This is a genomic window from Paraclostridium sp. AKS73 (assembly GCF_025671395.1).
GTDB classification, from domain to species: Bacteria; Bacillota; Clostridia; order Peptostreptococcales; family Peptostreptococcaceae; genus Paraclostridium; species Paraclostridium benzoelyticum.
In genome coordinates, this window is record NZ_JAIXHU010000010.1 from 13,737 (window position 1) to 34,019 (window position 20,283).

At 27.5% G+C, this 20,283-nt stretch carries 21 protein-coding genes; 1 reads left to right on the forward strand and 20 read right to left on the reverse strand.

Annotated elements, in window-relative coordinates:
* Positions 1-33: 33 nt before the first annotated feature.
* The 8 genes from LEQ07_RS07695 to LEQ07_RS07720 all read right to left on the reverse strand — a co-directional run bounded on the left by LEQ07_RS07695 (position 34) and on the right by LEQ07_RS07720 (position 7,380).
* The gene (locus LEQ07_RS07695; protein WP_046822760.1) at positions 34-1,077 is read right to left on the reverse strand and encodes an NAD(P)-dependent alcohol dehydrogenase; all 1,044 of its coding nucleotides are present in this window, start codon (positions 1,075-1,077) and stop codon (positions 34-36) included.
* 166 nt (positions 1,078-1,243) lie between these two features.
* Positions 1,244-2,077 carry an ROK family protein gene (locus LEQ07_RS07700; protein ID WP_317852044.1) on the reverse strand — a complete coding sequence of 278 codons (834 nt, stop codon included), beginning with the start codon at positions 2,075-2,077 and terminating at the stop codon, positions 1,244-1,246.
* Positions 2,011-2,364 (reverse strand): winged helix-turn-helix domain-containing protein, encoded by a 354-nt coding sequence (locus LEQ07_RS20080; RefSeq protein WP_317852042.1) that lies wholly within the window; start codon positions 2,362-2,364, stop codon positions 2,011-2,013. The genes LEQ07_RS07700 and LEQ07_RS20080 overlap by 67 nt, the downstream gene beginning before the upstream one ends.
* A 289-nt stretch (positions 2,365-2,653) precedes the next feature.
* Positions 2,654-3,277 carry an ATP-binding cassette domain-containing protein gene (locus tag LEQ07_RS22940; RefSeq protein WP_332843001.1) on the reverse strand — a complete coding sequence of 208 codons (624 nt, stop codon included), beginning with the start codon at positions 3,275-3,277 and terminating at the stop codon, positions 2,654-2,656.
* A 57-nt stretch (positions 3,278-3,334) separates the two neighbouring features.
* On the reverse strand, positions 3,335-4,219 hold the full coding sequence (locus tag LEQ07_RS22945; RefSeq protein WP_332843002.1) for an ATP-binding cassette domain-containing protein: 885 nt from the start codon (positions 4,217-4,219) through the stop codon (positions 3,335-3,337).
* Between the two features lie 161 nt (positions 4,220-4,380).
* Positions 4,381-4,656: a CD3324 family protein gene (locus tag LEQ07_RS07710; protein ID WP_046822757.1), complete on the reverse strand. Its 276-nt coding sequence runs from the start codon at positions 4,654-4,656 to the stop codon at positions 4,381-4,383.
* 360 nt (positions 4,657-5,016) lie between these two features.
* Positions 5,017-5,253: a hypothetical protein gene (locus LEQ07_RS07715; RefSeq protein WP_046822756.1), complete on the reverse strand. Its 237-nt coding sequence runs from the start codon at positions 5,251-5,253 to the stop codon at positions 5,017-5,019.
* A gap of 141 nt (positions 5,254-5,394) precedes the next feature.
* Positions 5,395-7,380: an oxidoreductase gene (locus tag LEQ07_RS07720; RefSeq protein ID WP_263330156.1), complete on the reverse strand. Its 1,986-nt coding sequence runs from the start codon at positions 7,378-7,380 to the stop codon at positions 5,395-5,397.
* A 251-nt stretch (positions 7,381-7,631) separates the two neighbouring features.
* Between LEQ07_RS07720 and LEQ07_RS07725 the strand changes: the two genes are divergently transcribed.
* On the forward strand, positions 7,632-7,784 hold the full coding sequence (locus LEQ07_RS07725) for a hypothetical protein (protein WP_156317183.1): 153 nt from the start codon (positions 7,632-7,634) through the stop codon (positions 7,782-7,784).
* Positions 7,785-7,867: 83 nt separating this feature from the next.
* Here LEQ07_RS07725 and LEQ07_RS07730 read toward each other — a convergent pair whose 3' ends face one another.
* The 12 genes from LEQ07_RS07730 to LEQ07_RS07785 all read right to left on the reverse strand — a co-directional run bounded on the left by LEQ07_RS07730 (position 7,868) and on the right by LEQ07_RS07785 (position 20,175).
* Positions 7,868-8,548, reverse strand: coding sequence for an ABC transporter ATP-binding protein (locus LEQ07_RS07730; protein ID WP_263330211.1), 681 nt, complete (start codon positions 8,546-8,548; stop codon positions 7,868-7,870).
* Between the two features lie 13 nt (positions 8,549-8,561).
* The gene (locus LEQ07_RS07735) at positions 8,562-11,105 is read right to left on the reverse strand and encodes an ABC transporter permease (RefSeq protein WP_263330158.1); all 2,544 of its coding nucleotides are present in this window, start codon (positions 11,103-11,105) and stop codon (positions 8,562-8,564) included.
* A gap of 256 nt (positions 11,106-11,361) precedes the next feature.
* Positions 11,362-12,441 (reverse strand): ornithine racemase Orr, encoded by a 1,080-nt coding sequence (gene orr / locus LEQ07_RS07740; RefSeq protein ID WP_263330160.1) that lies wholly within the window; start codon positions 12,439-12,441, stop codon positions 11,362-11,364.
* 304 nt (positions 12,442-12,745) lie between these two features.
* Entirely contained in the window at positions 12,746-13,411 is a 666-nt protein-coding gene (locus LEQ07_RS07745) for an ABC transporter ATP-binding protein (RefSeq protein WP_263330161.1), read from the reverse strand.
* A 42-nt stretch (positions 13,412-13,453) separates the two neighbouring features.
* Positions 13,454-14,812 carry an FtsX-like permease family protein gene (locus LEQ07_RS07750; RefSeq protein ID WP_332843011.1) on the reverse strand — a complete coding sequence of 453 codons (1,359 nt, stop codon included), beginning with the start codon at positions 14,810-14,812 and terminating at the stop codon, positions 13,454-13,456.
* Positions 14,809-15,240 (reverse strand): FtsX-like permease family protein, encoded by a 432-nt coding sequence (locus LEQ07_RS07755; RefSeq protein ID WP_317852045.1) that lies wholly within the window; start codon positions 15,238-15,240, stop codon positions 14,809-14,811. The genes LEQ07_RS07750 and LEQ07_RS07755 overlap by 4 nt, the downstream gene beginning before the upstream one ends.
* A gap of 103 nt (positions 15,241-15,343) precedes the next feature.
* The gene (locus tag LEQ07_RS07760) at positions 15,344-16,003 is read right to left on the reverse strand and encodes a hypothetical protein (RefSeq protein ID WP_263330166.1); all 660 of its coding nucleotides are present in this window, start codon (positions 16,001-16,003) and stop codon (positions 15,344-15,346) included.
* A gap of 380 nt (positions 16,004-16,383) precedes the next feature.
* Complete coding sequence (locus tag LEQ07_RS07765; protein ID WP_263330167.1) at positions 16,384-16,950, reverse strand: ATP-binding protein; 567 nt, start codon at positions 16,948-16,950, stop codon at positions 16,384-16,386.
* Positions 16,947-17,117, reverse strand: coding sequence for a hypothetical protein (locus LEQ07_RS07770; RefSeq protein ID WP_263330168.1), 171 nt, complete (start codon positions 17,115-17,117; stop codon positions 16,947-16,949). Before LEQ07_RS07770 ends, LEQ07_RS07765 begins: the two co-directional genes overlap by 4 nt.
* 598 nt (positions 17,118-17,715) lie before the next feature.
* Complete coding sequence (locus LEQ07_RS07775) at positions 17,716-18,426, reverse strand: LytR/AlgR family response regulator transcription factor (RefSeq protein WP_046821589.1); 711 nt, start codon at positions 18,424-18,426, stop codon at positions 17,716-17,718.
* Between the two features lie 177 nt (positions 18,427-18,603).
* Complete coding sequence (locus LEQ07_RS07780) at positions 18,604-19,413, reverse strand: nitroreductase family protein (RefSeq protein WP_046821590.1); 810 nt, start codon at positions 19,411-19,413, stop codon at positions 18,604-18,606.
* Positions 19,414-19,593: 180 nt separating this feature from the next.
* Entirely contained in the window at positions 19,594-20,175 is a 582-nt protein-coding gene (locus tag LEQ07_RS07785) for a leucine-rich repeat protein (protein WP_263330212.1), read from the reverse strand.
* Positions 20,176-20,283 lie beyond the last annotated feature (108 nt).

Sequence of the window (20,283 nt, forward strand, 5' to 3'; positions counted from 1 at the left end):
CCTTATTTAATTAAGTAATTTACTATGCATCTCTTATATTTTAATAACAGCCTTTACTATGTCACTTTTGTTATTTACGCTATAATCCATAGCTTTTTGAACTTCATCTAAAGTAAACTCATCTGTTACTATTCCTTTTAAATTAACTTTTCCGTTTGCAACAGCTTCTATTGCCATTGGGTAAATATGGCGATATCTAAATACTGTTTTAAATGTAAGTTCTTTATCTAATACTAAACTCATAGGTAATGTCATTTCCCCTGTTTTACTATATCCAACTAACACTACATTAGTACCTTTTTTAGCCATATGTATACATTGAATAGTAGTTATTTCAGCACCTGCAGTTTCTATAGCTAAGTCACAACCTTTGCCATCTGTTAATTTCATTATCATTTCTACAGGATCTGCTTCTTTAGAATTAATAACACCTGTTGCACCTAATTCTAAGGCTTTTTCTAATCTTTTTTCCATAATATCGACTACATATACATTAGAAACTCCCATAGCTTTTAATGCCATCATAGTTACAAGTCCTATACATCCAGCCCCCATTACAACTGCTGTTTGACCAGCTTGAGCTTGTCCTTGAATCGCTGCATGAAAACCTACAGCTAAAGGTTCAATTAATGATCCTTCAATTGTGCTAACGTTTTCCGGAAGCTTAAAACATAAATCAGCTTCATGACATACATACTCTTGGAAAACTCCATCTACTGGGGGTGTAGCAAAGAATATTACTTCTTGACAAAGATTATATCTTCCTGTTTTACAAAATTCACAGTGTCCACATGTTTTTCCTGGTTCAAGTGCTACTTTATCTCCAACCCTTAGATGTTTCACTTCTTCTCCTACTCCAAATACAACTCCTCCTGGTTCATGACCTAGTACAAATGGTGGTTCTACAATATAATCTCCTATACGACCTGTCTCGTAATAATGAAGATCTGATCCACAAATACCTACATATTCTAGTTTAACAAGAACCTCATTAGCTTTTGGTTGTGGTACTTCTTTTTCTATAAATCCCATTTTACCTATTCCATTCATTACTGCGACTTTCATTTTATTTTTCATCTGTACTCCCCCTAATATGTAATTACTTTTATAAAACATTTTATAAAAGTAATTACATTATGTCATATCTATTACTAAAAATCAATATTTTGCTAAAACTTTTTCAAAATAAAAAAAATTACTATATGATAATAATAATTTAACTTATCATATAGTAATTTTAACTTTATATTAGCGAATCAAAGAAATTATCTACAAACTGTATCCCAGCACCTACTGCTGAGGCTTCTTTTTTATATTTAGCAGCACTTACATAAGAAGTGTCAATCTCAAAACTATTGTATTTAGATATACTTTTATTAATATCTAAAATATAATTTTCTAGGTAACCACCTACATATCCACCTAAAATTATATGGCAATCAAATACCATCCTTAAGTTAGTAACGACTATAGCAAGATTATCTAAATACTCATTCCATATACTTAAATATTTTTCATTTCCGTTTTCTAATTCTTTAAAAAATAAATCTAAATCATGATCTGAATTCTGAGATAATACATTTGCAGAACAATAAGCATCTACACATCCATTCTTACCACAATAACATGACTTACCATCTGGTCTAATTATTATATGTCCAAACTCTGCACTTTTTAAGTTATCACCCATATAAATACTATTATTCATATAGATAGCCCCTCCTACAGTGTTGCTAAGAGATAAATATATACACTGCTTATTATTTAAGGTAATTTCAGCATATGCAGCGCTATTTGCATCATTTTTAAAACATGTATCATATTTTATAAACTGGATAAAGTTTTTTAAACTTATATTACTTAACTTTAGCGTATGAGAACGAGTTAGTATTAAGTTATCCTCATCTACAATTCCTGGTATAGATATACCTACCCCTAATATTTTATCTATATCTACATTAGATTCTTTAATGAAATTATCTACTAATCTACCCAATGTTTCATAGTAATCTAGTGAGTCTTCATACCTACATCTAATTCTTTCTTTTTTATCATATTCCCTTTTAGATTTAATAATACAAAGCTTATATGATTATTGGTTATGTCTACTCCTATTGAGTATTTAATATTTTCAGAAATAGAAAGTACTTTTGCCTTTCTACCTCCAGTAGATTGATATTTCCCAACCTCAACAACAATTCCAGTCTCAATTAATTCTTTTATATTTTGTAGCACCGTAGGCATACTAAGGCCTAGCAATTTGCAAATTTCTTGCTTTGAAGTTTCATTTTGTTTATATATAAATTTGGCTATTTTAGCTTTATTTGACATTTTATAGTCTTCAATATTACTTTTCTTAATCATAAAATTCTCCCTTTGTTTTATAAAAACTTTTATAAAACTAATTATAGATTAAAGTATATATATAATCAATAAAGCAAAATAAATTGTCGTCCTTCTTTAAGAAGAATATAATTGTAAAAATATGCTTTTGAGCATTTGAACAGAGATAAGGTGTATTCCATAATTAAGGCAGATGATTCTAATATCAACACTTATTTAAAACAGAACCTATTATAAAATATATAGATTTGTTGCTATGATATAATCCACATGTAAGTAAAAATGTATTGACTATTTAACCAATACATCTTTATGGGTTCTCAATTGTGGAGTATATTTTTAAGTTTTCACAGTTTAATACATCGCTTACAATATCTTTATAAAAATCACGCTCATGACATACTAAAATCAAACTTCCTTTGTACTCTTTTAATGCTCTTTTAAGTTCATTTTTTGCATCTATATCTAAATGATTTGTTGGTTCATCTAAAATTAATATGTTACTTGATCTATTCATAAGTTTACATAGTCTAATCTTTGATTGCTCTCCTCCGCTTAGTATACTTATTTTACTATCTATATGCTCGTTAGTTAGCCCACATCTGGCTAGCATACTTCTAATTTCATATCTATTGCACTTATAAAATTCATTCCATATTTCTTCCAAAGCCGTATTGTCATTTTCTATTTTTGTTTCTTGTTCAAAATATCCTATTTCTTGATGTTCTCCAATTTTTATATTTCCACTTATAGGTATATTAATTCCAATTAGACTTTTTAATAATGTTGTCTTTCCTATTCCATTTGAACCAATTATAGCTATCTTTTGGCCTCTTTCCATTTTTATATTTATAGGCTTACTTAACGGTTTATCATACCCTATAATTAAATCTTTTGTCTCAAATATAAGCTTTCCTGATTCCTTAGATTCCATAAATTTTAAATTTTGGCTTTGGCTTATGTTTTGCTATTTCTATTCTATCAATTTTATCTAGTTTTTTTGTCTGGACTTTGCCATGCCACTTGTTGATGCCCTTGATTTATTTTGCAATATATTTTCAAGCTTAGAAATTTCCTCTTGCTGTCTATTGTAAGCGGACCTTAATTGAAGTTTATTGGATTCATATATCTTCATAAAACTTTTATAATTACCGACATATCTTGTTAGTGATTTATTTTCAAGATGACATATTATATTTACAACACTATTTAAAAAATCTAAATCATGAGATATTAATATAAATGCATTTTCATAAGATTGTAGATATTTTTTTAACCATTCTATGTGCTTTTCATCTAAATAGTTTGTAGGTTCATCTAATAGTAATATATCTGGCTTCTCTAAAAGTAATTTTGCTAATAATACTTTCGTTCTTTGACCTCCACTTAATTTTGAAACATCTTTGTCTAAGCCAATATCTCTAAGGCCTAAACCAAGTGCTACTGATTCTACTTTTGAATCTATACTATAAAATTCATTCTTAATTAAAATTTCTTGTATATCATTAGTTTTTTCAATAGCTTTCGTAATTTCTCCCATATCCATTGAAGCCATTTGATTATATATATTATTAAGTTTACATTCTATATCAAATAGATTATGAAATGCTTCCTTTAAAGTATCTCTTATAGATTTTCCTTCTTTAAGATGAGTGTGTTGGTCTAAATATCCAACATTTATTTTGCTACTCCAATGTATATTTCCACTATCAGGTATTATTTTATTGGTGATTATATTCATAAAAGTTGACTTCCCTTCACCATTTGCTCCCACAAGTCCTACATGTTCTCCTTTCAATAATCTAAAATATATACCTTTAAATATATCTCTGTCTCCAAACCCATGGCTCATATTTTCAACTGTTAAAATGCTCATTTTCATTCCTCGTTTCTTGCCTTAATTTTCATATTAAAATCATAACATTTTAAAATATAGTAACCAAGTTTATAAATACTTCTGTAATAATATGGACTTTTTAAATTATACAAATAGAAAGTGTCTCAAATAATTATAAACATCATTGAGACACTTTCTATTTATATAATTTGTTTTTCTTGTCTAATAATTCTTCTAATACTATTTTCAGTAAGGTAGTATTGCTTAGTAAGTTCTTTAATAGAGATACCTTCTTTATACTTGTTAAAAATCTCTATATTTCTTTTCTTTAAATCATTCTTACTTCCACTATTTTCTCCCCAAGATTTTTTATTACTAGGCTTTCTAGGTATATATAAATATCCACCATCTATATATTCTTGAATTAATTCAATAACATCTTCAGGTAATATATTTTGTGCTTTTTCGTATTTCATGATTCTCGCTCCTATTTACTGTTTAGTTCGTAAATAATTAAGCAAAGACTGCACAAAACAACTTAACCGAATTTAATCTCGGCTCCGAACAAAGTTTAGTTCTGTATATATATTACAGTCTTTGCGCAGAGCCAGGAACAATAACTAGTGCTGGTTTATTTTGCATAAGATAACACTCCTTTATATTAATTTATATTTTTATATTATGAATAGAATACATCACATAAATTATATCATCTGTATTGGTATTATTCAAAGGTCATAAATAATTCTGTATTAAATTTGACCAAGACTGTATTATAAACAAAAGAAAAGCACTGATCTAAAGCCTAAGCCTTAAAATCAGTGCTTCTTAGAAAATTAATCTACTAACTTCCAAAATCCTGTTTTAGGTGTTACAAATAATTCATTCCCATCAAACTCTTTATATTCAGTGCATCCTCTTTTTAATATTTTTTGTACTATAAAACTCGACTCAGCCATTCCCGAATGTATCAGCATTTTTGCTAATTTTCCAAATCTCATCTCTCCATTTTCTTCTAATATATCTATCATCTTAGCTTGTATTTCCTGTATTTGTTGTTTAGTATACTCCATGGTCTATCTCCTTTAATCTTATCTTTATATCTATATTAACAAAATACCTATACAAATTAAAGTTTAAAGTTCTAACTAATCCCGAACCTACTAGAAAGTTCTCTAAATTCCTAATCTTTTGAGTCCATTTATCAGATATATCTAAATATTTCTTGCTAATTCATAAGCATCCCAAATAGCATACATAATGTTATGAACTCCATTTGAGTCACCTATATTATAAACTGGAATATTTAAATCTTTGATTTCTTCATATAAACTATCATTAGATAGGTATCCTACTGAAGTTATTATTGTGTCTACTGGTATTTCAAATATATTATCTCCTTGTTTAACTTCCACACTTCTATCCTTGGTAATTGTAACACTTGTATTCGTGTAGATGTCAACATTATGGAATTTAAGAAGATCTATTAACATAAATTCATTCATGTGAGGTATACTATCATGACCACCTAATATTTCTGGCATCATTTCTACTACTGATATTTTTTTACCTTGCTGAGCAAGCCAAAGAGCAGTTTCACAACCAACTAATCCACCACCAACTACTACTATATTATCTCCGCATGAAACTTTATTTAGAAGAACTTCTTCAGCAGTTACACTCTTCAAAGAACCCTTAAAGTCTATTTTTCTTGCTGTAGAACCTGTTGCCACAACTATTATATCTACATCACATTGAGATAAACTATCCTGATCTATAAAAGTATTATATCTCACATCTACATTTAGTAACTCTAGTTGTCTCTTATAATAAGCTACTAGTTGATGATCATAACGTTTGAAATGAGGCATACCTCCAGGTATTAAATTACCACCTAATTTATCTGTTTTTTCACAAAGAGTTACCTTATGCCCAGATATAGACGCTACACGAGCTACTTCAAGACCTGCAACTCCTCCGCCGATAACTAGTATTTTCTTTTTAATAGTAGCTGGAACTATCCCATAAATACTTTCCCTGCCACAAGCTGGGTTTACAGCACAGCTAACAGGGCCTTTAGATAGTCTTCCCATACAACCTTCATGACATCCAAGGCATGGTCTAACTTCATCTAATCTTCCTGTTCTCATTTTTTCAACATACTCTGGATCTGCAAGTAATTGTCTACCATAACCTAATATATCGCAACTTTTCCCTATTTCTTTTACTGCCATTTCTGGATTTTCCATTCTACCTGCAAGTATTATTGGTACATCTACATGCTTTTTAAGAACTTCTCCAAACTCTCTATACACTCCCTCTTCGAAATACATAGGTGGATGGTTCCAATACCAAGAGTCATATGTTCCAGCATCAACATTAAGAGCATCATATCCAGCTTCAACTAAGATTTTAGCTGCTTTTATACCCTCTTCAATATCTTTTCCTGCTTCTACATAATCTTCTCTAGGTAGACCTCCTTGTCTCAATCCTTTCATACAGCTTTTTAAACTATATCTTAAACTTACTGGGAAGTCTTTGCCACAAGCTTTTTTTATTCCCTTAACTATTTCGGTTGATACTCTTAATCTGTTTTCTAAACTTCCACCAAATTCATCTTCTCTTTTGTTATAGAATGAAATGGCAAATTGATCTAATAAATATCCTTCATGAACTGCATGTATTTCTACTCCATCAAAACCTGATCTTTTTGCTACTACTGCTGATTCTACAAATTTTTGTATTAAATTCATGATCTCTTCTTTTGTCATTTCCCTATGTATTATGCTTGGGTCAAATCTATTTTCCTGTTCTGATGGTGCTATATTTATTGATGTAAAGCCAGGAAGCGCACTTCTTCCAAGACCTCCTGTAAGTTGTAAAAATATTTTAGCACCATATGCATGAATTCTGTCATTCATTGAATGAGTACTATGTATAAATGCAATAGGTGATTTAGTAGGACATGGCATTGTAATAGTTGGTATACCTTCGATACTATTATCAACAGAACATATCCCTGTTATTATAAGTCCTACTCCATGTTTCGCACGCTCTACATAATAATCTTGTATACGTTGATTAAATCCCCCAAATGAATCTGCATAACCTACTGGACCCATAGGAGCCATCGATGTTTTGTTCTTAATTTTTAACTTTCCTATATAAGCCGGTTTAAATATTTCTGGATAATAAGTCATTTAGTTACCTCCTCGAATATTGATCTACTTACGTTACAATTTAGCAGAATATATTCTGCAAGATAAGTGTAGTCTCGTTATTAATAATAAGTCAACATATACTTAAAATAACATCATACTTACTAAAAGAAAAAACTTTCGATAAAATACGATAGGTTTTAGAAGACAAAATAATTAATTTAATACAATATTTTTTCTTAAATCGGATAATAATAAGAATGTATTAAAACTATTACTAGGAGGACAAATTGATGAAAAATAAACAACCAAAGTTTAATAGCCATAGTGATGTTAAAATGTCTTGCACTACAAAAAAAAGACTAGAAGGTACTTGCCCAGAATATAAAAATGGATGCCAATGCAAAGAAGAAAAAAATCAAAAATACACAAATCAATTTAAATAAATTTATAACATTATTATTAATTTATAGGGAGTCGTAAATACGACCCCCTCTCTTCTGTTATTTTAGTATATACGCTTTAACTATTATCTAATTTTTTCTATACTTTTTACTTTTCCATCGCCTATAGTTACAACTATATCAGCCATTTTTGCTATTTTTTCATCATGAGTTATCATGACTAAAGTTTGATTAAATTCCTTTACACTCATGCAAAGCATATCCATAACTTCTTTACTAGTTTTACTATCTAAGTTTCCAGTAGGTTCATCCGCAAATATTATAGAAGGTTTGTTTGCAAGTGCTCTAGCTATTGCTACTCTTTGTTGTTGACCTCCTGAAAGTTCATTTGGAAATTTATTAATTTGACTTGAAATACCTAACTTTTTTATTAAAGTATTTATGTAATCTTTGTCTTCTTTTTTTCCATCTACAGATACCGGAAGAACTATATTGTCATAAACGTTTATAACTGGTATTAGATTAAAGCTTTGAAATATAAATCCAAATTCTTCTCTTCTTATCTTTGATAGTTTATCATCTGATAACTTAGATATATCTTCTCCATCTAATATAACTTCTCCACTTGTTATACTATCAAGACGTGCTATACAATTAAGTAAAGTACTTTTTCCACTCCCACTAGGCCCTATTATTGTTATAAATTTTCCTTTTTCAACAGATATGTTAATATTTTTTAATGCCTCTAATTTATTCTCACCTTTACCATAAGTCTTACTTAAATTTATTATATCTACTATACTCATCTCAACCTCACCTCTACTCTTCATTTCTAAGACCTTCTACTATACTTAATTTTGAAACTCTATTGTTTGCTAAATATCCAGCAACTACACATATAAGTATTGCTGCTACCCCAAACTGAAGTATTTCTACTGCAGGAATATTAAATTCATATGCTTGTTTAATTCCTAACCCTTTAGAAAAAGTTTCATTTGCTCTTTGCATGTTTTTATAAGTATCATAGCTAGAAAATATTCCCGCTATAATTGAACTCAAAATTCCATATATAATGCTTTCTTTTAGTATCATTTTCTTAATATTTTTCATACTCATTCCAATAGATCTTAGTGTTGAAATTTCTTTAACTCTAATCATTATGCTTGTAGTAACTATACAAACTATATTTATAGATGATATAACCATTGTAAGTACTACACTCACCAATACCTCTTTTTTAAGTTTTTCATTTCCTTCAGTAGATATCTTTCTATTTTCATACTTACTTTCCATTTCTTTAAATCTATTTTCATTTATTATTTCTTTTACATTTGAAACTACTACTTCTTCTTTATCCTTTTGCAATTTTATATATATATTATTAAAACCTTTTTTACCTGTTATCTGCTTAAAACTATTTTTATCTAATATAACTTGGAAATTTGAGTCTTTTCCTCCTTCACCGTTTAAAACATAGTCAGGTTTTAATAATCCTACAACTTTAATTTTTTGATTAACATATTTTACTTCTTCACCATTAATTAAGGGAATTCTAGCTTCAATAATATCTCCTACTTTTAATTTTTTAAATGTACTTGAATCAGTTGATATAGCTTCCCCTGAGTAAAAGTAGTTAGATACTATTGCATTTTTTATATCACCGTCTTCCCTTAGGTTATCTATACTTCCATCCTCTAAGTATTTTTCTAGTTTTTTAAGAGTACTTTTATCATATCCTTTTATAGCTATTCCTATTTCTAAGTTTGATTCATCCTTATCTAGAGAATTATATTGTTTGTAATAGTCGCTTATATTTTCTTTATTTGAGTTTAAGTATCCTGTAACATTCATACTCATAGTTAATTTACTAACTCCATCTATATCAGATATCTTACTTACCTCATCATCTGTGTATTCATTAAAATATTCACTTGAGTTGTTATAATTATGACTAAGTATTATGTCACTTTCTCCCATTTCTGAAATAATTGGGCTAAGACTATCTACATTCTTATCATATTGTCTAAATGCAACCATATTAGTTATAAACAAGAAACCTGTCATACTTATTGAAAATATTGATAAAATTGTTCTTGTTTTGTATCTCCATATATTTTTGTATGCCATATACCCTGTAATTCCAAATACTTTTCTTATGAACTTATGATAAAATTTATCTTTTTTTACTGACTTTGAACTATTAGTACTTCTAATAGCTTCTATTGGGGATATCTTTCCACACTTATAAATAATAAAAATACTAGATATAGCTACTGAAACCACTGCCATACTTAAAGGCTCTATTATACTTCCTTCACTTATATAAACACTTATAGGTTCATTGTATATACTTCTAAGACCTACATACGATGCTAGTGTTCCAAGTAAAAAGCCTACCGCTAGTCCAATAGTTAACACTAAAAAACTTTGAATACATATCATGCACCTTACATTTTTTTTAGTCATACCTATTGATCTTAACATTCCTATTTGTCTCGTCATATCTATTAAGATAATATTAAATATGTTATATATGACTAGTGTCGCTGCAACCATAGGAATCAACTTATTAGTAAGCTTAATATTTTCACCTCTACACATCTCATAATTTTTTATAGCTTCATTTAGTTGCACATTTATCATGAAATTTTCGTCATCTAATTTATATTTGGCTATTATTTTATCTGCCATATCTATACTAGTGATAAATTTAAGTACCCCTGAATGACTTATTAGTTTTTTAGGTAAAATACTTTGATTTTCTGTGTATTTAGTAAAAGCTTTGACTTTATAGTATAAATTTTCATCATAAAATCCATCTGGCTTTTTCAGTATTCCAACTAACTTAAATAACTTCTCTTTGCTATAAACCTGATTTTGATTATTTTCATCCGTATAATTTTTAATAATATTAAAATCAATACTTTGCCCTAACTCATCGCTTAATCCCATCTCTTTAAGCGCTTTTTCTTCTACTACTATTTCATTTTCATTTTTAGGTTCATGCCCTTTTATAAACTTATAACCATAAGAATTTATAAACCCGTTACTATAAGAGTTTAAACTTATAGATACTCCTTTATTACTTACTGCATTACCTAGGTTTATAATATCATTGATAATTTTTATATTCTTATCATTTTTTAATCCATCTACAGTTTCTAAATTAATATTGCTATACTCTACATGATAATCACTAAAGTTTTTATACGCTTCTTTTATATCATGTTTATTCTTAGATTCTGGAACTACATTAAGTGCAAATACTAATATAACAGCTAATGCAATACTAGTTATTAATGATAAAGTTCTTCCCTTTTGCTTTTTTAAGTATGCTATAGCTAATCTAAAACTTACTCTCATCATTTCCCTCCCGTTTTTCGTATGTAATTGTTTCGAGGGCACATAAAAAAATGTTACCTTCTTTATCATCAAAGGTAACATTTCTAAAATTCGTATTCAATATAAGTCCGACAAGTGGTATTTTTTTAACGCCAACTATCATGTTAATCGAATGTTTTTATTAAATTTTTACTCGAATGGAATATGAATACTCGTTATAAACTTAAACTCACTATTTTTAATTTCAACAACATTTTTCTAATTACTAATTTAAAATCTATAAATTATATTCCATCTTATTTATAACTTTTTTATGTACATATTCACTAGTACTAGCTGACATCACTCCACCATAGTCTAATAAAAACTCTACAGTATCTCCTACCTCATAATCAAAATCAGTTATATCTAATATCATATGATCTGAACTTGCTCCTAGTATATTTATATCTTCTTTAAGTGGAAAAATACTTGAAATATCTATATCTTGCTTTCCTATTCCAACTATAGCTCTTTTTCTCATCCCCTTATCTTCATAAACAGGCATATTCCCAAAGGCATCCATTCCTACTTCTCCTATTGGTATAGATGGCTTTTCCTTTATCTCAACTATTTCACCTACAAGCTTAAATACATCTTGGTAGGTTCTTCCTATTTTTTCTCCATAAGCAGTTTCTCGTCCTAAAACGATAGCTTCTCCAGGTCTTAAATTGCTTATTTTTTCTGGCATTTCATTTTTTTGTAATAAATGAATTGAACTAGAGTTTCCACCAGACACAAAATCTAAGTGTATATTATACTTACTTTCTATAAACTTTGCTAAATCTTCTAACTTACTTAAATTTTCCTTTGTTGGAATTATGGCACCATAACAAGTAAGATTGGTTGCTATTCCTCTAAGTTTTATATTCTCTAGCTTAATTATTTCCCCAATTGCATTTAAAAGTTCACGTTCTTCAAAGTACCCTTCTCTTAAATCACCTAAATCAACCATAACTACTACATCATGAGTTTTATTTTTTAGCTTAGCTTCTTCATTAAGTTTATATATAGTTTTTAGTTCTGAGTTAAAACTTATATCACTATATCTTACAACATCTTCTACCTCGCTTATCATAGGTATTCGAATTAATATTTTAGGTATTTCTATATTTCTTAATCTCTTTAAGTTTTGAATTCTTGAATCTGCTATGTAATCTATAACCCCTTTGTTAACTATCTCCTCTACAACTTCTTCAATTGCACAGTACACCTTAGTAACCATGGCAACAGTCATGTTGTTTTTTTTACATATATCACTAACTATACTAGCATTATGTACAAGTTTTTCTATATCTATCTCTAATCTTGGATACATACCTATGCCCCCTTTATCCTGTTTAATATATAAATTTATATCTTTAAATAAATATATAAAAAAGAACTGTAATAACCCCTATTATTACAGTCTTTTATATATTATACCATTAAATTGCATATACTCTAACAGTTGTATATTTTTTTACAATTTAGGATTATTATTATCCATAGTTATATTTAATAGCTTACTTTATATTAATTATATTATTAGGATTTATAGTTTTATTTTAAATATAAAGTAACTCATTGTGCTAGTTAATTTATATTTAGTTTATTCTGATGTAGTGAATTGACTTATTAATTTAGTAAAATATTTTGCCATCATTTATTATTATTATCTTATCTGCAGTTTCTGCTATTTCATCATTATGAGTTATCATAACTAACGTTTGGTTAAATTCTTTAACACACACTTTTAAAATATCCATTACCTCTCTTGTAGTTTTCGAGTCTAAATTTCCAGTAGGTTCATCCGCAAATATTATAGAAGGTTTGTTCGCAAGTGCTCTAGCTATTGCTACTCTTTGTTGTTGGCCTCCCGAAAGTTCATTTGGAAATTTATTGACTTGACTTGAAATACCTAGCTTCTTAATTAAAGTATTTATGTAATCTTTGTCTTCTTTTTTTCCATCTACAGATACCGGAAGAATTATGTTGTCATAAACGTTTATAACTGGTATTAGATTATAACTTTGAAATATAAATCCAAATTCTTCTCTTCTTATCTTTGATAGTTTATCATCATTCATAGTATAAATATCTATATCATCAAGATACACATTTCCTGATGTTGGTTTATCAAGACCCGCCATACAGTGCAGTAATGTACTTTTACCTGAACCGCTTGGACCTATTATAGCTGTAAATTTATTAGGTTCTATTTCCAAATCTATGCCATTCAATGCATATACTTTATTATCTTCTTTTCCATATATCTTTTCTATATTTTTTATAATTAATTTTTTCATAACTCTCTGCTCCCTCATTGTTACTTTATACTCTTTTTAAATTTAATCATTTTCTGAAATTCCTTCTGTTATTGATATTCCTTCTATCTTATCTTTAGATACATAGACTGAAACGAATCCTATAATTATAAATATTGTAAATAATATAATTATTTGGTTCCAAGGAACATTAAATTCTATAGTTCTTACAAAGCTTCCTTCCATAAGACTTTTATTAGCATTTGAAATTCCTATATAATGATATACAGTTGCAATTATAGCACCTATTGTAGATGCAACAATTCCATAAAATTGACTTTCTATTATCAAAGTTTTTTTAATATCCTTAAGACTCATCCCTAACGCCCTTAGTGTTGATATCTCTTTTTTCCTTGCAATAATATTACTTCTCATAATAAAAATACTATTGACAGAAAGTATAAGTAAAATTAAGCATTGATATATTACATTAAGTCTATCTTCTGAACTTTGTTGTGCTCCAACAAGTTTCATATCTTCACCTTTACCAGCTATCGAAGAAAATGCATAATCTTTTGTCAGTTTCTCTAATCTTTTTTCAACTAAATCTGCCTCACCTTTTTCAGTCATTACATAAATCTTATTATAATCCTTTTGATTCGTTAATTCTCTATAATCATCTTCTCTAAATATTACTTGTGCTCCATTTGCATCAACATTTCCATCTTGAGATGCTGCATAAACTTCTTTCATAATAGCACTAACCTCTACTTCAAAAGTTTCATACTTTTTAATACCCTCTTTATATACAGGTAGTTTTACATCTATAATGTCCCCAATATTTACATCGTCAATAACCTCTGCTTCAAACGAATGAGTAACTTGTGAATTGGTGTTATTTACTAATATAACCTTTTTATACTGTCCAACTTTAGCATCTATCAAATTTTTCCCTTCTTGAATAAATGAACCTCTAATTTTTAACATATCATCGCTATAACCTCTTATAAGAAGTGGATACTCATTATTATGTTTATCTTTATACAGGTCAGTATTTCTATTTAATTCTTCTTGATAAGCTTTAGATATTTTATCTTTAGAAAGTAAGATATGTCCGTCAGGATTATAAAAGTTTGGTTCTACACTTTGCACTCCTTCTATATTTTTTATATCTTCTATCATATCATTATCAACTTTATAAAATAAATTTTCTGACCCATTATAACTACCACTCACAGTTTTATCTACGCTTCCATATGACATTCCCCAGATACCACCAGTTATACCTTCCTCTATGTTGGTTTTCAATGTGTCTTTTAATGCAAAGCTACATATAAACATTGTTCCAACCATTGTAATTGCAAGAATTGTTATAATAGTTCTAGTTTTATTTCTCCATATATTCCTAATCGCAATACTTCTAATTATGTTCTTTTGTCTTATAGTTGTATTATTATTCTTTTTCTTTGATTTTTCTTATACTTTTCACTAGCCTTTATTGAATCAACTATAGACATCTTTATAGATTTTCTAACTACTATAAAACTGCTTATAGCTACTGATACTACTGAAACTATAAAAGAGTAGGCTATACTCAGACCTTGTATAGTTAATCTAGAACTATGATCATATACTAATCTTACTCCAATATATGACACAATCATCCCAAATAATATACCTATCACCGTCCCTAAAACTATATAAATAAGACTTAACTGTACAAACATAGTCTTTATTTTCTTCCTTGACATACCAATCGATCTCATAAGTCCTATTTGAATTGTCATATCTTTAAGAATAATATTAAAAATATTATATATTACAAGACTAGATACAATAACTAAAAGAATTATTTTCTTGATATTTTCTATATTATTTTAGATATATCTTTGAAAAAATTAGCTGCACTAACTTCGGCATTTTCATAAAAATATCCATCATTAAGACTAAGATTTAATTTCTTTTCCATCCTATTTAAAAAATTAGATGTATTTTTTCAGACTTAAGAAATATCGTTCCTTTGTATGTATCTTTAGTTTTTATAGGTAACTTAGCTTCTTTATATACAAAAGCTTGAGTCTTAACGCCACTTACTGATCTAGATAGAGAACTGTAATATCTATCTGGTTTTTCAATTAATCCAACAATTTTAAATGTTTTGTTTTTACTATCTATCTTGTTTATTCCATTGACATCAACATAATTATTCATTAACAACATATCGATATTCTTATTTAATGGGTTACTTATTCCCATTTGTTCTGCAGCTTCTTTTTCTATAACTATTTCCCCATCTTTTCTTGGTTCTCTTCCTACTATCTTATAATTAAGTGAATTTATAAAATTTTCATCATAAGAATTTAAATCTAACTTAACCCCATTTTCTTTATTGGCTATTTCACAAAAATATTTAACTTTACTTGCCTTTTTCACCTCATTGTCGTTTTCTAATTGTTTGACTTTATCTATGTTAAGTCTTTCAAACCATACTTGATAATCACCATGTAAATCTTTTGCTTCTTGTATTTGAGAGTCATATCCCGAATCTCTAATTACATTCATAGAGAAAATGAGCATAACTGCAAGTGCAATGCTTGATAATAGTGCTATAGTTTTTCCTTTCTGTTTTTTCATATAAGATATTGCTAATTTAAATGTAATCAAATTTTCACCCCTTCTTTCTTGTATTAAATACTTTCATAAAAAATTCGCTTCGCTCATGTCGCTCAAATTTCATGTCGTCAACGTCCACTCGGTAAACTCGTGTCACGTTACTCAAACGACTCCGTCCGTTGCTCAAAATGTCATTTTTTACTTTCACCAAAATATTTGTATCACTATGTTACATAAGTTATACACAAATATTCGTTAATCATAAATTTCTTAAGCGTAAAAAATGTTACCTTCTTTATAATCAAAGGTAACATTTTTAAAATTCGTATTCAATATAAGTCCGACAAGTGGTATTTTTTTACCGACAACTATCATGTTAATCGAATATGTTTATTAAATTTTTAATCGAACGGGATATGAATACTAGTTATAAATTTAAACTCATTATTCTTAATTTTTAATTCTCCATTATACTTTTTTATTGAAGATTTTATACTATCCAAACCTATTCCATGAAGAAATTTATCTTTTTTAGAAGTTAAAATCTTATTGTTTTTAATTATTACTTTATTTGTTTTGCTGTTTTCACATCTTACTACATAATAGCTCTTTATAAAAGTGCCTTTTATAGTTATATATTTTTCTATATTATTATCATCAATTTTATTACATGCTTCTATTGCGTTATCGATCAAATTTGAAAATATACTACTTATGTCAATCATATCTATGAATTCACATTTACTAAAATCTATGCCTACATTAAAATCTATATTATTTTTTATACAGTCTTTACTTTTTTCATATAATATAATATCTAATAAAGCATTTCCTGTATTATAAATATTTTTATTATTTTTCACTTCATCTTCGATATTGTTAATATATTCATTTACGTCTTCACTACTATTTTTTAGTGATCTTATGTTTTCCATATGATTATTCATATCATGATATACTTGTTTCATTTTTCTTGTGATTCCTTAACCATTAAATAATATTTATATTGCATATCTAATTTTTCGTTTACAATTGCTCTTTTTGCTTTTTCTTTTTCTGATTTTATAGAGTTAATAAATATAGATATCAATATTATATTTATTATGAATAAAATATAAGGGAATGTACTTTGCATAAAACCTGAAATTACAATAGTATCTAAAAGATGAGTATATTCTATATTATTCTTTACTACTATTGAATATAAATCCCCTATTTTTTCATCTGATATATTTAAAAATAAAATTATAACTACATTAACTGGTATTGTTAAAATAATACATATATAATACTTTTTATCATTATATATCTTTTGTAGTCTATCAAAAAAAATAGATGCCTGTAAAAATAATAATAAAGTTTATTGCAATATCTAATATTATCATGTGAATAGCTTCATACTTAAGTGAGCACTGTAAAATCCAATATATACTACACTCTATAAAAATATAAAATAGACTATACATAAGAGAGTTAATAATAGATTCTTTCATATCAATTTTATAAGTAATTTTACATATCAATGATAAAATTGATATTATTACTATTAAAATCTGTAATACAACAACTCCAAAAGGCATACCATCTTTAATTAAAGCCATTAAAAATATTAAAAATTAATATAAAGCGAATATTATTTTTGATGTTATAGGCATAACCTCTTTTATTCATCAACATAAAAAATAAAACTATAAATATAACCATATTTATCCTAGCTAGAACATAATAAAAATCTAACATAAGATCTCCTCTATCAACTCAAAAAATTTCTCTTTAGTTTCCTTAAATCTATATCTACTTACAGGTACTTCTTCACTATCTTCAAGTATGGCAACATATTGTTTTATAGATTTTACGTAATCTAAATTAACTAAAAAACTCTTGTGGCATCTAAAAAATCTACTACAATCTATATCCTTCTCAAAATTGCTCATGGTTCCCTTTGTTTTATAAGTTTTGGTTAATGTATGTATAGTTATATTTTCTTTTTGAACTTCTATATAAGTTATTTCATTTATATCTAATTTAATTTGATTGCCATGTTCCTTTACTATAATATATTTATTTTTTATCTCTACTTCTTTAATACAGTTTATTATATTATTTTTTAAGTTTTCATATTTTACTGGCTTTACTAAATACCTATAAGCTCTTACCTCATATCCTTCTAGTGCATATTCGATTAAAGATGTAATAAATATAATTTCCACCTTATTGTCTAAAATCCTAATTTTTCTAGCTGTATCCATCCCATTAATTTCATCTAATTGTATATCTAGTAAAACTATATCAAAATCTTTAGAGTAACTTTCAAGTAGTTCTTCTCCTGAACTAAATATATCTAATTTATATTGTAATGAAAGACTTTTAAACGCTTCATTAATATACCCTTCTAGTAACTCTTGTTGATCCTTTTCATCTTCACAAATTGCTATCCTAATCATAATACCCCCTTATGTCTTATAGAAGATTTCAACTTATCTATATACGTACACTTTAGGATAACATTTTTAAATCATTTTTATCAATACTCAAGTATAAGTAGTGTTAATTAATCGTAAAAAACCATACTGAATAAAATTCAGTATGGTTTTTAATTCTATATAAGTAAATCTAAAGTTTTATATACTACAGTATCCTATAACTTCATAGTCTTCAGGTATATTATAATCTTTATCTATTTTATCTAAATTCCATTTTAAATCAAATAAAGTTGTATCTATTATTAACCCGAAATATAACATAGCTATTCCAGCATCTATACCTATCTCGTAATTGCTAGTAAAATCATCTTTTTTAACTGCTAGTATAATTTTTCCTCCATCTATTATAAATCTCCATGGTTGTCTATTAAGAGTTGATGGTGCCATTCTAGCGTAACTAAATGCATCAAGAAGACCTCTTTCTTCTAGCTCATCTATACTTGTATTTATTCCCCATTTATCCATATATACAATTTTTTCTACTCCTAATCTTTCTGATCCACTCTTATTTTTAATGTTTTTATCAATTCCATAACCTAACGCTATAATCGCAGTTACCTCTTTATTTGATGAAATATTTAATTTTTCTTTTATAATATCACTATCATTAAAAGTTACCCAACATGAGTCAATATCTAAATCCCTAGCTTTTAAGATTAATTTTTCTCCTATATATCCGCTATTTTCAATGTATCCCTGTTTAACATCTGATAATATAACAGCGTAACTAGGAGCTTTTATCATATGTCCATTATATCCAGCTACATTTTTTAATTTTTCATAAGTTTCCTCGTTGTCAAATATTTTTAACTCTATATTCAATTCGGGTAATAATTTTTTAGACTTTTTTATGTAGCTTTCTATTTCATTAAAACATTCTGATTCTATAGCTTTCTCTTTAAAATCTCTTACTGACTTCCCATCTAATATAAGTTTTTTATAATTCATAAATAATCCCCCTTTAAATTAATTTTTATAAGTATACCCATACTATGGCTATTGTAATTATTTTTTATTTAATTAACTTTAAATTTTAGGTATATTATTTTTACTTTTTTCTAAAATAAAGTTAACATATAAAAAGACCATGAAGAGTCCTGATTCAACATGGTCTAAATATTATTAAAATTAACTTATAGGATATATAATCTCTTTAAAATTTTCCCAATTAGATGAGTTTTTATATAAATCTACACTTTCACTTGGAACATATATCTTGCTAAATTGAAAATAAGACGATGCTAATATTGGTGGATTTGGTGAGTATATATATAATACTATTCCTCTTGGTAATGAACTTCTTCCAATATATTGAATATTGTTTCCCAAAACTACTTCACTTATATCCATACAGTTACAAACCTTTATACTATTGTCAATATCAATATACATCAAATCACGATAAAACGCACATTCTTCTAATATTTCTATAGAATTAAGATTTAGTTTTCCAACCAAGTTACAATAATAAAATGAATACTTCCCTATTTTTTTTACACTTTCTAAATTAATTTTTTCAAGTTTTGTACAACATGCTAGTGCATATTCATCTATTTCTTCTAAATTTGTATCTAGCTTTATATTTTTAAGATTCTCTCCTCCTATAAACGAACCTAACCCTAATTTTTTAACAGTTGCTGGTACTTCATATTCTTCCGATTCTCTTACTTGAGGGTATCTTATTAATTCAGTTTTATCTATATTAAACAAAACACCGTCATCAGATTTTAAACTATGACTTCCCTCTTCTACATATATGTTTTTGATTGTTTTGTCTTGACCTAATGCATATGGTCCTATCGTATCTATATCGTTAGG

Coding starts and splice junctions, on each gene's coding strand:
- LEQ07_RS07695 (WP_046822760.1), bottom strand. CDS start 1,077: ATGAAAAATAAAATGAAAGTCGCAGTAATGAATGGAATAGGTAAAATG.
- LEQ07_RS20080 (WP_317852042.1), bottom strand. CDS start 2,364: ATGATTAAGAAAAGTAATATTGAAGACTATAAAATGTCAAATAAAGCT.
- LEQ07_RS22940 (WP_332843001.1), bottom strand. CDS start 3,277: ATGGAATCTAAGGAATCAGGAAAGCTTATATTTGAGACAAAAGATTTA.
- LEQ07_RS22945 (WP_332843002.1), bottom strand. CDS start 4,219: ATGAGCATTTTAACAGTTGAAAATATGAGCCATGGGTTTGGAGACAGA.
- LEQ07_RS07710 (WP_046822757.1), bottom strand. CDS start 4,656: ATGAAATACGAAAAAGCACAAAATATATTACCTGAAGATGTTATTGAA.
- LEQ07_RS07715 (WP_046822756.1), bottom strand. CDS start 5,253: ATGGAGTATACTAAACAACAAATACAGGAAATACAAGCTAAGATGATA.
- LEQ07_RS07720 (WP_263330156.1), bottom strand. CDS start 7,380: ATGACTTATTATCCAGAAATATTTAAACCGGCTTATATAGGAAAGTTA.
- LEQ07_RS07725 (WP_156317183.1), top strand. CDS start 7,632: ATGAAAAATAAACAACCAAAGTTTAATAGCCATAGTGATGTTAAAATG.
- LEQ07_RS07730 (WP_263330211.1), bottom strand. CDS start 8,548: ATGAGTATAGTAGATATAATAAATTTAAGTAAGACTTATGGTAAAGGT.
- LEQ07_RS07735 (WP_263330158.1), bottom strand. CDS start 11,105: ATGAGAGTAAGTTTTAGATTAGCTATAGCATACTTAAAAAAGCAAAAG.
- orr (WP_263330160.1), bottom strand. CDS start 12,441: ATGTATCCAAGATTAGAGATAGATATAGAAAAACTTGTACATAATGCT.
- LEQ07_RS07745 (WP_263330161.1), bottom strand. CDS start 13,411: ATGAAAAAATTAATTATAAAAAATATAGAAAAGATATATGGAAAAGAA.
- LEQ07_RS07760 (WP_263330166.1), bottom strand. CDS start 16,003: ATGAAAAAACAGAAAGGAAAAACTATAGCACTATTATCAAGCATTGCA.
- LEQ07_RS07765 (WP_263330167.1), bottom strand. CDS start 16,950: ATGAAACAAGTATATCATGATATGAATAATCATATGGAAAACATAAGA.
- LEQ07_RS07770 (WP_263330168.1), bottom strand. CDS start 17,117: ATGCAAAGTACATTCCCTTATATTTTATTCATAATAAATATAATATTG.
- LEQ07_RS07775 (WP_046821589.1), bottom strand. CDS start 18,426: ATGATTAGGATAGCAATTTGTGAAGATGAAAAGGATCAACAAGAGTTA.
- LEQ07_RS07780 (WP_046821590.1), bottom strand. CDS start 19,413: ATGAATTATAAAAAACTTATATTAGATGGGAAGTCAGTAAGAGATTTT.